The sequence below is a fragment of the uncultured Agrobacterium sp. genome (genome assembly GCA_913777615.1).
In the GTDB taxonomy this organism is placed as follows: Bacteria; Pseudomonadota; Alphaproteobacteria; order Rhizobiales; family Rhizobiaceae; genus Agrobacterium.
The window spans coordinates 32966-46672 of record CAJYTK010000022.1; the positions used below are offsets into that span (position 1 = coordinate 32966).

The window sequence follows — 13707 nt, forward strand, 5'->3', positions numbered from 1 at the left end:
TCTCAGCCCAGCAAGCTTCCGAAACGCACGGAATAAATCCGGTCACGTCCCATCAGATGGGCAATCAGGTCCGCGTGGTCAAAGAGGCCGCGCATGGCCTTATGGCGCAGATCCAGCCCGCCGCTCATGACACCGAATGCAGGCATCAGCAGGCGCGTGCCATCGGTTGCGAAACAGGGGCGACGCACGGTCTTGTCGCGGCGGCGGACCGTGGCTGATGGATGCAGATGCCCGGCAATCTCGCCGATCGTGTCTGTACTTTTCAGCTTCGGCTCATGGCGGAAGACGAGGTTGGCGTAAAACATTTCATCGACGGACGAGCCGGGCAAATCCACGGTTCCATCTGGATCGTGGTTGCCATTGATCCAGATCCATTCGCGACCTCGTGCCATCTCCTTGATGATGTCGCGCAGCGGCAACGGCAGATGTTCTGATCCCTTGCGATCATGGAAATTGTCGCCAAGACTGACAACGATCTTCGGATCGTAGCGAGAAATCAGCGAGGCAAAAATCTTCAGCGTCGCAATCGTATCATAGGGCGGCAGCATCATGCCGCGCCGCGCAAAGGCCGCACCCTTTTCCAGATGCAAATCGGAGACAACGAGCAGCGACAGATCGGGCATGTAGAGCCCGCCCAGCGGATCGCAAAGTGCGGCAACGCCGTTGATGGCGGTTACGGCACCAGAGCATTCAAAGCCGGTGGACAATTTTTCGCTCAAGGCAAGGCGGCTCAGCACGTCTTTTCGAATTCCCTGAGAGCAAGCTCTTTGCTCTACTTTCTTGTTTCAACGCATTGTCTGGCGCGGCCTTTAGAGCGAACCCTACGCCATAGCCTCGGCGATCAGCTCGTCGGCGGCTTCGGCCAGCACATCGTCCTGCGCCTGCCCCACGACCGTCTCGCGGCCGATTTCCAGCATGACCGGAACGGCAAGAGGCGAAACATGGTCGAGCGCACGGTGATGCGTATGGCCTTTGATTCGCCTTAGCATATCGCCAAGTCGGGCAATGTCCAAAAGTCCTGCCGACGCATCGCGTCTGGTCGCTTCCAGCAGAATGTGGTCCGGCTCATGGCTGCGAAGAACGTCATAAATAAGATCGGCTGAGACGGTGACCTGCCGCCCGGTCTTTTCCTTGCCGGGATGACGGCGCTCGATAAGGCCTGCGATCACAGCGCAATTGCGGAAGGTGCGTTTCAGAAGGTAGGATTCGTCCAGCCAGGCTTCGAGGTCGTCACCCAGCATGTCCTCGTCCAAAAGATTGGCAAGAGACAGCCGGCGCGATTGCAGGCGCTGACCCATATCCTCCATCGCCCAGACGGCGAGCGAGTAATCGGTGGCGACAAAGCCCATGGGCTTCGCACCTGCACGCTCCAGCCTGCGGGTCAAAAGCATACCAAGCGTCTGATGCGCCAGTCGCCCCTCGAAGGGGTACATCACCATGAAGAAGCGCTTGCGAAACGGAAAGGTCTCGACAAGCAGCTCGTCGCGCTTGGGAATGATTGACTTTTCCTTCTGGATCGCCAGCCAGTCGCGCACCTGATCGGGCAGCGCGTGCCAGCGAGTGGGATCGGCCAACATGGAACGCACCTGGTCTGCGAGATAGGTGGAGAGCGGAAACTTGCCCCCAGCATAGGAAGGGATTTTCGGGTCCATCGAGAAAGCCTGGCTGACCAGGCATTCATTCTCGCGAATGCCCTCAAAGCGCAGCACCTTTCCGGCAAACAGGAAGGTATCGCCCTGGACAAGTTGCTCGAGGAAATGCTCTTCCACCTTACCCAACGACATGCCGCCGCGCCCCACGGTGCCCTTGGCGTTGCGCTTGACCATGCGGACGTTCAGTTCCGCCGCCTCGACAATCGTGCCGAGGTTGAGGCGATATTGCTGCGCGACCTGCGGATTGGAGACGCGCCAGCGCCCATCCTTCATCTGGCGGATGCGGGCATAGCGTTCATAGGTGCGCAGTGCATAGCCCCCGGTCGCGGTGAAATCGACCACACGGTCGAACATCTCACGCGATAGATCGACATAGGGCGAAGCGCTTGTGACTTCGCGGTACAGCTCGTCCGCATCGAAAGGTTCGGCGCAGGCCATGCCCAGCACATGCTGCGCCAACACATCCAGAGCGCCTTCGGCAATCGGTGGCGTATCCTGCGCGCCGATGTAGTTGGCATCGAGTGCCGCGCGGCACTCCATCACCTCGAAACGATTGGCAGGCACGAGGATCGCCTTCGATGGCTCGTCCATGCGGTGGTTTGCGCGGCCGATACGCTGTGCCAGGCGGCTTGCGCCCTTCGGCGCGCCGACATGCACGACGAGATCGACATCGCCCCAGTCGATCCCGAGGTCGAGTGTGGAGGTGGCGACAACAGCGCGAAGCTTGTTGTCGGCCATGGCCTGCTCCACCTTGCGGCGCTGCCCGGCATCCAGCGAGCCGTGATGCAGCGCAATCGGCAGATTGTCGTCGTTGATGGCCCAGAGTTCCTGGAAAATGCGCTCGGCCTGCGAGCGGGTATTGACGAAAACCAGCGTCGTTTGATGGTCTTTGATCTCAGGGTATAAATCCTGCATGGCGTAGCGCGCCGAATGGCCGGACCAGGGAATGCGCTCTTCCGTCTGCAGGATGGCGATATTCGGCTTCGCGCCGCCATCGACTGTGATCAGCCCTGCCGGCGGTTCACCCTCGACTTGCGGAGCCAGATAGCGCTGCAAATCCATTGGGTCTGCAACCGTTGCAGACAGTCCGATGGCGCGCACGGCAGGCGCATGGCGGCGGATACGGGCGAGCGCCAGCGAAAGGAGATGGCCGCGCTTGGACGTGACGAGCGAATGCAGCTCGTCCAGCACCACATATTTCAAATCCTTGAAGAAGCGCTCGGCTTCCTTGTTGGCAAGCAGCAGCGAGACCTGTTCCGGAGTCGTCAGCAGAATATCCGGTGGTTTAAGCTTCTGTCGCTGGCGCTTTCCCTGCGGCGTGTCGCCGGTGCGAGTTTCGACCGTAATCGGAAGGCCCATCTCCGAGACCGGCTTCATCAGGTTGCGCTCGATATCGACAGCCAGTGCCTTGAGCGGCGAGATGTAGAGCGTGTGAACGCCGATGAAGGCAGAACCCGGCGGCACCTTGCCGCGCTCGGCCAGATCGGTCAGCGATGCCATAAAACCGCCCAGCGTCTTGCCCGCACCAGTTGGCGCAATCAGCAACATGTTCTCGCCAGCACGCGCGCGGGCAGACAGTTCCAGCTGATGCGCACGCGGGCTCCAGCCCTTTTCCGCAAACCATTTCTGGAACGGCAGAGGCAGTGTCCCGGCACTTTCTGCCAAGATGGGCGGATCGACGTGTTTCACACCTCTAAAGTAGTGAAAATCTTTTGAAAAAGAAGAGGCTGCGGAGCATGCGCGTGATCACGACCTGACCCGCACCATCACGTACGACCGCTACATGGCTATATAGCGGTCGTTTCTGTGGTTGATGGCAATCACCAGGTTCATCACCAGCGCGCCGAGGACAGAGCAAAGGATGATCAAGGGTATGGCAACGAAAAAGGAGACGAACAGCACGGTGCAATCGAAAGCAAGCTGAGTAAGGCCTGCGCGGATGCCAAAGCGATCTTGAATATACAGCGCCAGAATACCGAACCCGCCAAGGCTGGCGCGATGGCGGAAGAGCGCCAGCATGCCCGCAGCAACCGTCAATCCCCCGAAAGTGGCGGCGACCACCGGATGGACATTCTGCAAGACGATGAGATGGGGCAGATATTCGGACAGTAGCGCGGTCAGCCCCACGGCGCAGAAGGTCTTGATCGTGAAGGCAAGCCCCAGACGGCGGAGCGCCAAATAATAGAAGGGCAGATTCGCAAGGAAGAAGATCAGGCCGAAGCTTACCCCTGTTACATAATGGAGAAGAAAGGCGACGCCTACCACGCCACCGGTCAGCAATCCGCCGCCAGACAGAAGCACAACGCCGAGCGAGATCAGCATGCTGCCGGCAATCACCGCCAGCGCATCCTCCAGAAGAGAATGTTGCGCGGACGTCGATGTCCAGAATCTCGAAAGCTTGCGCTCTGCAATGTCGCTCATGCTCACCCCCGGAAACGCGTGTCACTCGTCTTTGCGCCGGAAGCCACCAAAATTCAAGCGTCAGCGTACCACGATGTAACGGTCAGAGCGGTGATTGATGGCGAGGAACATGTTGAGGAAAAAGGCGCCGACGATGGAGTAGAGCACTGTCTTAGGCTCGATGACGGCGAAGGCGGCGACCATGACGCAAGCGTCGAAGGCAAGCTGTATCAGACCGGCGCGGATGCCGAAGCGATCCTGAATGTAAATTGCAAGAATGCCGATGCCGCCAAGGCTGGCGCGATGGCGATAGAGCGCAAGAAGTCCGTAACCCAGCAAGAGCCCGCCGAGAATGGCAGCCCAAAGCGGATTGACGCTGTCGATCACCATCCAGCGCGATTCCAACTCCGTCAACACAGAAACCAGGCCGATTGCGACGAAGGTTTTCAGCGAGAAGGCAAGGCCGAGACGACGGAAGGAAAGATAGTAGAAGGGCAGATTAACGAGGAAGAACAGCAGGCCGAAGCTGATGCCGAAAGCATAGTGGATCAAAAAGGCGACGCCAGCTGTACCGCCGGTCAACAGACCGACCTTGTTGAGGATGTAAAATCCAAGCGCGGAAACGATACCTCCGGTCACGATGCCCTGAACATCTTCGATCGGCGAGTGCTTGGCAGGGTCCACACTCCACATGCCATAGACGCTTCTGGTGAATGCCATGCGAAATTCCCTCGACAGGACCTGATTTTCTTGAGGTGCGCCACAGGCCTTTACTGTCGTGAAAGCCTTTAGACGCAGCTATTTTGCACCGCAAAAGCGCCTCATACAACACGCTTGTGTCAGCAATGCTGACCAACCCAAAAGATTGCAAGAAACGAAAAGATCATGCCCGTCTCGCGGCAAGAAATAGAATGCCGGAGAGTGGTTTTCCGGCATCCTTGCGAATGGTGGTTTTGCGTTTTTGCAGCACCTGCATGTCGAAGGCGGCGAGGAGGTTGCGGATGTAAGTTTCCGAATGGGCGTAGCGCAGTGACGGTTGCAGGACGAAACCCTCGTCGTCACCCGCATCTTCCACCGAGAAGGCAAAGATCCCTCCTTCGGAAAGCAGCGCCAGCACCAGCGGCATGACGGTTTCCAGGCTGCCGAGATACATCATCACATCCGCTGCCGCGACGAGATCCGCGCGACCTTTCGCATGTTCGTCGACAAAGAGGCCTGACGCCTCCTCATCCAGAGAAAGATCGGCTTGCGCGAGATGATCGTAGATGCCCTTCTCTTCCGCCTTCGCCAGCATGTTGGTTGAGATATCGAAGCCCTCTAGCCGCTTGGCCCAATCGCGGATTTCCATACCCAGCAACCCCGTGCCACAGCCGATATCCACGACGCAGCGAAAGCTGTCTCCTGGCGGCCGCGCCGTTTCGATCAGAGCCGCCAGTTTTTCCGGAACGCTATAATCCAGTTTCTTCACCAGCGATGTTTCGAAGCGCTCGGCATAATCATCGAAGAGACCTTCAACGTAGCGGCTGGGCGGCTGCTCTGGCGTTTCGGCAGCCCCTAGCACTGCAAGTTTCAGAGGAGCTGCAAAAATGCCTTCCTCATCAAGCTCGGCTACTTTCTCGTAAGCTTTGACTGCCTGGTCGCGCTGGCCCGACTTTTCGCTGTATTCCCCCAGACGAAACCAGCCTGCGGCCCAGAGCGGCGCTAGTTCCAGCGCCTGTTCGATCAATTCCGCCGCTGCATGGTGGTCGCCGCTCTCTGCCAGCATGCGGGCATAATCGGCACGACGATCAGCAATGACGTCGCCGGAGGAATGCTGGTTCTGAGCCATTCACGAATTTTTCCTGAAAGAGGTGGGCTCTCTTTCATCAAGCCATAAAAAAACTCAAGTCCTATTTCATCGCAAACGCCGACGTGACGGTGTAAAGCCCCTTATGCTTGCATCGAAGCGCCATGCTTCATATGTCTTGATCGAGGTTTGAGAGTGCATGTCATCGCCGCAAGGATGCGGGTCTGTGGCATGCTTTAGGAGATTGCCGATGGCCGGTGAGGTCAATAAGGTGCTGGGTGACAGCGTTGGACGCACGATCGTCAAGCTGCTGGTGATATCGCTGATCGTCGGATTTCTGATGGCCGTTTTCGGTCTGACGCCGTGGAGCATCATCTATGGTGTGCGCGATTTCGTTCTGAACCTGTGGTACTCCGGCTTCCATGCGCTTGGCAGCATCGGCGATTATCTTCTGGCGGGTGCGGTAATCGTCATCCCTGTATTCATTGTTCTCAGACTTCTAAGCTTGCGCTGATATGACCGACCATTCCCTGACGACCCTCTCCCGGCGCGGCTTCGTGCTGCTTTCCGCTGGCTCCGTTCTATCCGCCTGCGTGTCCGTCCCTACCAATAAGGGCCTGCCTTCCGGCACGCGGGACGAGACGGCGGCGGCACTGCCGATGGTAAACGAGCTTCGCCGCTCCAAGGGCCTCTCTACGCTCTCCGCCAACCCGGCGGCTCAGCAGGCCGCCATCTATCAAGCCAACCGCATGGTGAAGGCGCAGAAGATGGCGCATCTCATTGGCCTCACTGACAGTTTCCTTATCCGCATGAAAAACGGGAACGTGCCTTTGCCGGCGGCAGAAAATGTCGCGGCAGGTCAAGACACGGTCGAGCGGGTGGTCAAAGCCTGGATCGGCTCACCGCATCATTTGGAAAACATGCTTGGTAATTACGGCGGCCTTGGCGTCGCTGTCGCCTATGACAGCGCGGCTAAGAACCGGCCTTATTGGGCCATGGTGCTATGTGCTTGATGAATCCTCGCCTCAAGGGCGAGGATGACCGCAGAGAATGGACTGGTCGTCGTTTCCAATCGCATCCGCTAGAGGCATGTATGCACATCTGAGGGGTGTGACGCGTTCTTAAATCGCCCGCGCCGCCCAGCTTTCCAGTGAACTGTCACGCAACTGGCGAATGTTCGTCACGCCATCGCGCTCCAGCAGCTTCGACAACCCGCGAACAATCGTGCCTGGCAGACCCGGCCCCTCATAGACCATGCAGGAATAGAGCTGCACCAGATCGGCCCCTGCCCTGATCTTTTCCAGCGCGGTCTCTGCAGATGAAACCCCACCCACACCGATGATCGGCAGATCCGGGCCGACGCGCTTGCGCATCTTTGCCAATACTGCAGTGGAACGCTCGAACAGCGGTTTGCCGGAGAGGCCACCGGTTTCGTTATTGTTGCTGCCCGGCCTCAAGCCCTCGCGAGACAGCGTCGTGTTGGAAATAATCAGACCATCCAGCCTGTGCGACAGAACCTCGGCGGCGATGTCGTCGAGCCCCTCCTCCGTCAGATCGGGCGCAATCTTCAGGAAAACGGGGATATGGCGGGACAACTTCTGAGCTTCGCGGTCGCGCTGCGCCAGTACGGCGGAAAGCAGTGCCGCCAAGCTGTCGCGCGCCTGAAGATCGCGAAGGCCAGGCGTGTTGGGAGAGGAGATGTTGGCGGTAAAATAGGACGCTACAGCAGAGAAGGTTTCGATGCCCTTCACATAATCGGCGATGCGGTCTTCGCTATCCTTGTTCGCACCAATATTGACACCGACAATACCGCGCAGACCCGCAGCGATAAGGCGCGAGAGTGCTGCCGCATGTCCTTCATTGTTGAAGCCGAGACGGTTTATCACGGCCTCGTTTTCCACCAGACGGAAAATGCGCGGTTTTGGATTACCTGCCTGCGCGCGGGGCGTCACCGTACCGATTTCGGTAAAGCCGAAGCCGAGCTTGAGGAGCGGTCCGGGAACTTCGGCGTTCTTGTCGTAGCCTGCCGCCATGCCAAGAGGATTGGGAAAGACCAGTCCTGCCACTGTCTGTTGCAGGCGAGGATCGTGCGGCACGTGGCAGGTGGGCATAAAGCCGCTGCGCAGTGCCGCAATCGACATGCCATGCGCCACTTCGGGATCGAGCAGGAAAAGGCCCTTGCGGCCAAGGGAGGAAAACAATCCGCTCATAGTCAAATCTCCGGAAACTGATGGGCGCCGTCGTCACCAAGCGTCAGCGGCGTTTCCCACAAAACAGCGTCTAGCGGAAGCTCGCCATAGAGATGCGGAAAGAGAGCGCCGCCGCGAGAGGGTTCGAAAACCAGCTTGTCGCCAAGTGCCCCGCCATCGACTGCGATCAGGAGCAGATCCTGCTGGTCGGCGAAGTGACGAGCTGCCGTTTCCTTCACCTGGCCGGCCGTGGAGAAATGGATATAGCCATCTGTCAGATCGATCTCCGCCCCCTTGAAAACGCCCTCCTGCTTCGCTTTCAACCACAAGGCCTCTGGTACGATTTTATAGATGACGGGGGGCGTGTTGGTCATCGGGCATCTCCTTCATGTCAGGGCGGTTTGCCGCAAATGGTGGGCATTGTCTATTGCTTCACATAGATTTTTACCCCTGAGCGGCGTGCAGGGAAGCTTGAGTGCAATCTAATGCTTGTGTTGCAGCCGATTTGGCGCAATCTTGACGATGCAGCCGGACATGACGCTGCGGGAGGAAGAGTCGCATGAAATGCTCTTGGGAGGGGGCGCGGCATGGCAGAACTCACGATTATCATAGCAGATGACCATCCGCTGTTTCGCGGTGCGCTTCGCCAGGCGGTGGATGGTCTTGAAGGCAACAATATTTTCATAGAGGCGGGCGATTTCGACGCCGCCAGACGCTGCGCGGAAGATCAGCCGGAAGCCGATCTCATGTTGCTCGATCTTGCCATGCCCGGGGTCAGCGGGTTTTCCGGACTGATGGCACTTCGGGCGGAATTTTCCAGTCTGCCCATCATCATCGTTTCGGCGACCGACGACCCGGCGACCATGCGCCGCGCCATCGAACTTGGAGCATCCGGCTTCATCTCCAAATCGTCCGGCATAGACGATATCCGCACGGCCATCCGCACTGTGCTTGCCGGCGATGTCTGGATCCCGGCGTCCTGTCAGTCCAGCCGCGATCAGGATGCCGATATGGCCGACCTGATCAACAGGCTGCGCACGCTGACACCACAGCAAAGCCGTGTGCTTGGCATGTTGGGAGAAGGTCTGCTCAACAAGCAGATCGCCTACGAGCTTAACGTCTCCGAAGCGACGATCAAGGCGCACGTATCGGCCATTCTGTTGAAGCTCAATGTGGACAGCAGAACGCAGGCGGTGATCCAACTTTCCAAGCTGAACCAGCCTGCGCTTGTTGCGTGACGGCTGGCCCGTACTTGCGGCCTTCGCGGCGTCAGAAGAGCCCGTAAGGGAAATAACGGCGATAGATTTCCTCCAGTCGCCCGTTGCGCGACAGTGTTGCGAGCGCCTGGTCGAAAGCAGGCACCAACCTGTTTTCGGGATCGACCGTCATGATCGAAAGCCCCTCACCAAGGAACTTATCGGACATATAGGGGCCGTCGAACATGGCGCAGCAATTGTCCGACGCGGTGCCAGCCACCCAGAATGGCAAACGCAAGCTATCGGCAAAGACCGCATCGACCTTGCCGGTTTTCAGCGCTTCATACATGGTCTCGTAGCCGCTAAAACCCGTCGGGACGACTTTGGGGAAGAAAGCTTTGAGCATCGCCTCGTGGCGGGAATTGCTGACGACGCCGACCTTCTTGCCAGTTAGTGCGGCGGCTGCCGATTGCCCTTCCAGCTTGGCGGCTTTCGAGACCGCAAAACGCGCCGGCAAGAGCAGATAGGGTCGCGTGAAGCTGAAGCTTTTGCGTAAGTCCGACGTCGAAGCGACGCCCGACATGACGGCCTCCCCCTCGCCCAATTCCAGCGCCGCCTCAAGTTCATCGAAGGGAAGCGCCTGCACCTGGCATTTGCTTTCGATCTTCAACTGGGCGCAAATCTCACGCGCAAGATCGACATGGAAGCCTACCAGCCGCCCATCCTGATCGGTGAAATTGAAGGGCGGGAAATCAACCGACATCAGGAACCGCACGCGGGGAACCGATGACAGATCGGCGCCGGGTAAGCGCTCCTGCTTGTCGAACAAAACGGGCAGGTTTCCGCTTTCGGCTCGCGCAATGCTGCTCGCAGCTAAAGCCGCAATGCATACAAGCGATATGCGGAGACCGAGATTTTTCAATCGTGCCATCAAGGAGCGCATTCGGATGATCCGGCCCGGTATGAAATGAAAAACGCCATCGCTTAAGGGGCGGACACGATGGTGCAGGTCAGTGATTACGCCTGTGATTATACATAAGATTCGCGCAAAGCCATGCGGTGCCGGGAAGAAATTGCGAACTGCCGATAGGTAATCTCCCGCCGGAACTCGTGATCTTTCGCAGCGTCGGATGACCATCGAAGCGATAAGCCGCGTCATCTAAACTTCAAAAAAGCGTCCGCGACCTGTCATGCAGCGTTGTTACGACGCCCCCGGTTTTGCTCGCCGGGCCGAAAAATTCCGCGACCAGGCCATCGTTTCTTTCCAACGAGGCTTCCCTCATGAAAACGTCGACCCTCTCCTCCTTCGTCGCATCGCTTGCTGTCGCAGCCGCGCTCGGCACCTCAGCTGCCCATGCTGAAAAGACAAAATTCGAATTCTGGTACGGCCTCTCCGGCGATCTCGGCGAGCGCGTGCAGGATGCCTGCAAGAAGTTCAACGCGTCGCAGCCGGATTATGAAATCGTCTGCACATCGCAAAACAGCTATGACGCGACGCTGCAGAACACGATTGCCGCCTATCGCGCAAAGAAGCACCCGGCCATCGCGCAAATTTACGATGCAGGCACGCTGGACATGATGTTGTCCAAGGCCTTCGTTCCAGCCAAGAAGCTGATGGCCGACAATGGCTACAAGATCGACTGGAGCAACTATTTCCCCGGTATTGCCAACTACTATGCGACGGCAGCCGGCGAGCTTAACTCCTTCCCGTTCAACTCCTCCACCGCCGTTTTCTACTACAATGTCAGCGCCTTCGAAAAGGCTGGCGTGACCGGCAAGCCGGAGACCTGGGAAGACGTGGCCGAGGCTGCGAAGAAGCTGAAGGCTGCCGGTTACGAGTGCCCGTTGGCGTTCAATTTCGACACCTGGCCGCTGATCGAGCAGTTCTCCGCCATCCACGACCAGCCGATCGCCACAGAGGGCAACGGCTACAAGGGCCTGAATGCGGAACTCGTCGTCAACAAGACGAAGGTCGTCGACGAACTCAAGTTCTTCAAGAAGATGCAGGACGAGAAGCTTTTCGTCGTCAAGACAAAGACGCTCGGCATGGACACCGTTCCCTCCTTCACCTCGCAGACCTGCCAGATGGCAATGAGCTCGATTGCCGACCACGGCACCGTCGGCAAGACACTGCCTGAAGGCGTGAAGTGGGATGTTGCCATGCTGCCGGTTTTTAAAGGCACAGAACGCAAGAAATCGCTCGTTGGCGGCGCTTCGCTCTGGGTCATGGCTGGCCGTCCGGACGCTGAATACAAGGGCGCTGCGGCATTCCTCAACTTCATCGCCCAGCCGGACATGGTCGAATGGTGGTCTACCGTCACGGGTTACATTCCCGTCACCAAGACCGGCTTCGAAAGCATGAAGAAGAACGGCTTCTACGACAAGGCACCCTACAAGGGCCGTGAAGTCGCCATCGAAAGCCTGACGCTGACCGAGCCGACCGATACGACTCGCGGTATCCGCCTCGGCAACTTCACGCAGATCCGCAAGGAACTCTCCACCGCACTCGAGGCAATCTACATGCAGAACGGCGACGTTCAGCAGGAACTCGACAAGGCCGTCGAGCGCTCGAATGTGGGCCTGCGCCGCTTTGAAAAGACCTTTGCCGGCGTTTCCATCAACTAAGCGCTGATACAAAGTGCCATCCGTGAGCGCGGGTGGCACACTACTTTTGACTGTCTATTGGAATATCCATGGAAAAGCGCTCCGTCTTCAAGAGCACCTGGCTACCTCTGCTTTTTGCCCTACCGCAGCTCGCCCTTATTGCCCTTTTCTTCTACTGGCCTGCCGTGGCGGTGGTGAACTGGGCCTTCACACTGGAGCCGCCTTTCGGCGGAGTGGCCGAGTTTGTCGGCTTTGCCAATTTCCAGGAGACTTTCGCCGATCCGCTCTACTGGAACTCGGTGACCGTCAGCCTGATCTTCGCCATTGTCGGGCCGTTTTTTGCCATCCTGATCGGCCTCACACTTGCGCTTGCTGTCGACAGGCAATTGCCGGGCTCCGGCTTCTTCCGCGTTCTCTACATCCTGCCCTTTGCCATTGCCGGTCCTGCGGCGGGCATGGCTTTCCGCTTCATTCTCTCGCCGGAACGCGGCCTGGCCGCCTCTCTCAACGCGATCTATCCGGATATCTGGAACCCGGCCAAATTTGGCAGCCATGCGCTGGCGCTTGTCATCATCATCTTCATCTGGAAATGGGCGGGCTACACCTTCATCTTCCTGCTGGCCGGTCTGCAATCCGTACCGCGCAGCCTGACGGAAGCGGCTGCGATGGATGGCTCCGGGCCAATCCGCCGGGCCATCGATATTCAGGTGCCGCTGCTTGCGCCCACCCTGTTTTTCCTGACCGTGACCATGATGACCGAAGGCTTTGTCGGCTCAGACACGTTCGGTATTGTCCACCACACGACTGGCGGCGGCCCGAACCATGCGACCGAAGTCATGGTGTTTCGCATCGTGCAGGAAGCGTTCCAGGGGCTCAACTATTCGGGTGCCTCGGCGCAGAGCATCATTCTGATTGGCCTGATCATGGTCTTCACCTTCATCCAGTTCCGCTTCATCGAGCGGCGCGTACATTACAAGTGAGGCGGCGATGATCCAGCGCACTCCCTACGCAGACGCCTTTACCTACGGCCTGATGATTATCGGCTTCCTGCTCTTGATCGGCCCTTTCATCGTCATCATTGCCGGTGCCAGCCAGTCGCTGCAGCAGATCAACAGCGTACCCTTCAGCTTTATGCCAAGCGACAGGCTGTTTGAAAACATGCAAACCGCATGGAGCCGCGCCAATCTCGGCAACGCCATGCTGAACAGCTTCATCATGGCCTCGCTAGTCACCGTCGGCAAAGTGGCGCTATCGGCCTGCACGGCCTTCGCCATCGTCTTCTTCCGCTCGCCGTTGCGCCACCTGTTTTTCTGGACGGTGTTCATCACGCTGATGCTGCCGCTGGAAGTGCGCGTGGTACCGACCTATGCGGTGGCGGCAGACATGTTTCACCCCTTCCGGCTGTTGATCAATGCGATCTCCGGTATCGATGTCAACATCGAGTGGAACCTGTTAAATTCCTATGCGGGCCTGACCCTGCCGCTGATCGCCACAGCCACCGGCACCTTTCTCTATCGCCAGTTCTTCATGACCCTGCCGGACGAGTTGGCCGAGGCGGCGCGCATGGATGGCTCCGGCCCGATGCGTTTCTTCGTCGACATGATCCTGCCGCTGTCACGCACCAACATGCTGGCGCTGACGACGATCATGTTCGTCTATGGCTGGAACCAGTATCTCTGGCCGCTCCTGATGGTGACCGACCCGTCCTATAAGACGGTAATGATGTCGCTCTCCAGCCTCCTTCCTTCCGAAAACGGCACGCCTGACTGGAACGTCACGCTTGCCGGTTCCCTCATCATCATGTTGCCGCCTCTTCTCGTCGTCGGGCTTTTGCAGCGCTGGTTCGTGCGCGGCCTTGTCTCCACCGAGAAATGACAGCT

14 protein-coding genes are annotated in these 13707 nt (G+C 58.3%); 6 read left to right on the top strand and 8 right to left on the bottom strand.

Translation table 11 applies throughout. The annotated features are described in order from the left end of the window. Positions 1–2: 2 nt before the first annotated feature. The 5 genes from pdeM to QZ862_RS19610 all read right to left on the bottom strand — a co-directional run bounded on the left by pdeM (position 3) and on the right by QZ862_RS19610 (position 5880). Positions 3–737, bottom strand: a complete 735-nt coding sequence (pdeM, locus tag QZ862_RS19590; RefSeq protein ID WP_296101468.1) for a ligase-associated DNA damage response endonuclease PdeM — start codon at positions 735–737, stop codon at positions 3–5. An 84-nt stretch (positions 738–821) separates the two neighbouring features. Next, positions 822–3341 carry a ligase-associated DNA damage response DEXH box helicase gene (locus QZ862_RS19595; protein WP_296101469.1) on the bottom strand — a complete coding sequence of 840 codons (2520 nt, stop codon included), beginning with the start codon at positions 3339–3341 and terminating at the stop codon, positions 822–824. 90 nt (positions 3342–3431) lie between these two features. Next, positions 3432–4073: a YitT family protein gene (locus QZ862_RS19600; protein ID WP_296014063.1), complete on the bottom strand. Its 642-nt coding sequence runs from the start codon at positions 4071–4073 to the stop codon at positions 3432–3434. 60 nt (positions 4074–4133) lie between these two features. Beyond that, positions 4134–4745, bottom strand: coding sequence for a YitT family protein (locus tag QZ862_RS19605; RefSeq protein WP_296014092.1), 612 nt, complete (start codon positions 4743–4745; stop codon positions 4134–4136). Between the two features lie 190 nt (positions 4746–4935). After that, positions 4936–5880 (bottom strand): class I SAM-dependent methyltransferase, encoded by a 945-nt coding sequence (locus QZ862_RS19610; protein WP_296075325.1) that lies wholly within the window; start codon positions 5878–5880, stop codon positions 4936–4938. A 208-nt stretch (positions 5881–6088) separates the two neighbouring features. Between QZ862_RS19610 and QZ862_RS19615 the strand changes: the two genes are divergently transcribed. Together QZ862_RS19615 and QZ862_RS19620 are read left to right on the top strand one after the other, a co-directional pair. Then, positions 6089–6352, top strand: coding sequence for a DUF6460 domain-containing protein (locus tag QZ862_RS19615; protein ID WP_296014067.1), 264 nt, complete (start codon positions 6089–6091; stop codon positions 6350–6352). 1 nt (position 6353) lies between these two features. Next, positions 6354–6851 (top strand): CAP domain-containing protein, encoded by a 498-nt coding sequence (locus tag QZ862_RS19620; RefSeq protein ID WP_296014069.1) that lies wholly within the window; start codon positions 6354–6356, stop codon positions 6849–6851. A gap of 108 nt (positions 6852–6959) precedes the next feature. Here QZ862_RS19620 and QZ862_RS19625 read toward each other — a convergent pair whose 3' ends face one another. Beyond that, complete coding sequence (locus QZ862_RS19625) at positions 6960–8048, bottom strand: quinone-dependent dihydroorotate dehydrogenase (protein WP_296014070.1); 1089 nt, start codon at positions 8046–8048, stop codon at positions 6960–6962. A gap of 2 nt (positions 8049–8050) precedes the next feature. Next, the gene (locus QZ862_RS19630; RefSeq protein ID WP_296014071.1) at positions 8051–8401 is read right to left on the bottom strand and encodes a DUF952 domain-containing protein; all 351 of its coding nucleotides are present in this window, start codon (positions 8399–8401) and stop codon (positions 8051–8053) included. A gap of 213 nt (positions 8402–8614) precedes the next feature. Here QZ862_RS19630 and QZ862_RS19635 point away from each other — a divergent pair, with 213 nt between their 5' ends. Next, positions 8615–9265, top strand: coding sequence for a response regulator transcription factor (locus QZ862_RS19635; protein ID WP_296014073.1), 651 nt, complete (start codon positions 8615–8617; stop codon positions 9263–9265). Between the two features lie 31 nt (positions 9266–9296). Here the strand turns inward: QZ862_RS19635 and QZ862_RS19640 are convergent, their stop codons facing one another. After that, positions 9297–10061 (bottom strand): transporter substrate-binding domain-containing protein, encoded by a 765-nt coding sequence (locus QZ862_RS19640; protein ID WP_296083211.1) that lies wholly within the window; start codon positions 10059–10061, stop codon positions 9297–9299. Between the two features lie 443 nt (positions 10062–10504). Here QZ862_RS19640 and QZ862_RS19645 point away from each other — a divergent pair, with 443 nt between their 5' ends. The 3 genes from QZ862_RS19645 to QZ862_RS19655 all read left to right on the top strand — a co-directional run bounded on the left by QZ862_RS19645 (position 10505) and on the right by QZ862_RS19655 (position 13702). Beyond that, positions 10505–11848, top strand: a complete 1344-nt coding sequence (locus tag QZ862_RS19645; RefSeq protein ID WP_296014074.1) for an extracellular solute-binding protein — start codon at positions 10505–10507, stop codon at positions 11846–11848. 68 nt (positions 11849–11916) lie between these two features. Continuing rightward, the gene (locus QZ862_RS19650) at positions 11917–12807 is read left to right on the top strand and encodes a sugar ABC transporter permease (RefSeq protein ID WP_144621749.1); all 891 of its coding nucleotides are present in this window, start codon (positions 11917–11919) and stop codon (positions 12805–12807) included. A gap of 7 nt (positions 12808–12814) precedes the next feature. Further along, on the top strand, positions 12815–13702 hold the full coding sequence (locus QZ862_RS19655) for an ABC transporter permease subunit (RefSeq protein ID WP_296035265.1): 888 nt from the start codon (positions 12815–12817) through the stop codon (positions 13700–13702). Positions 13703–13707 lie beyond the last annotated feature (5 nt).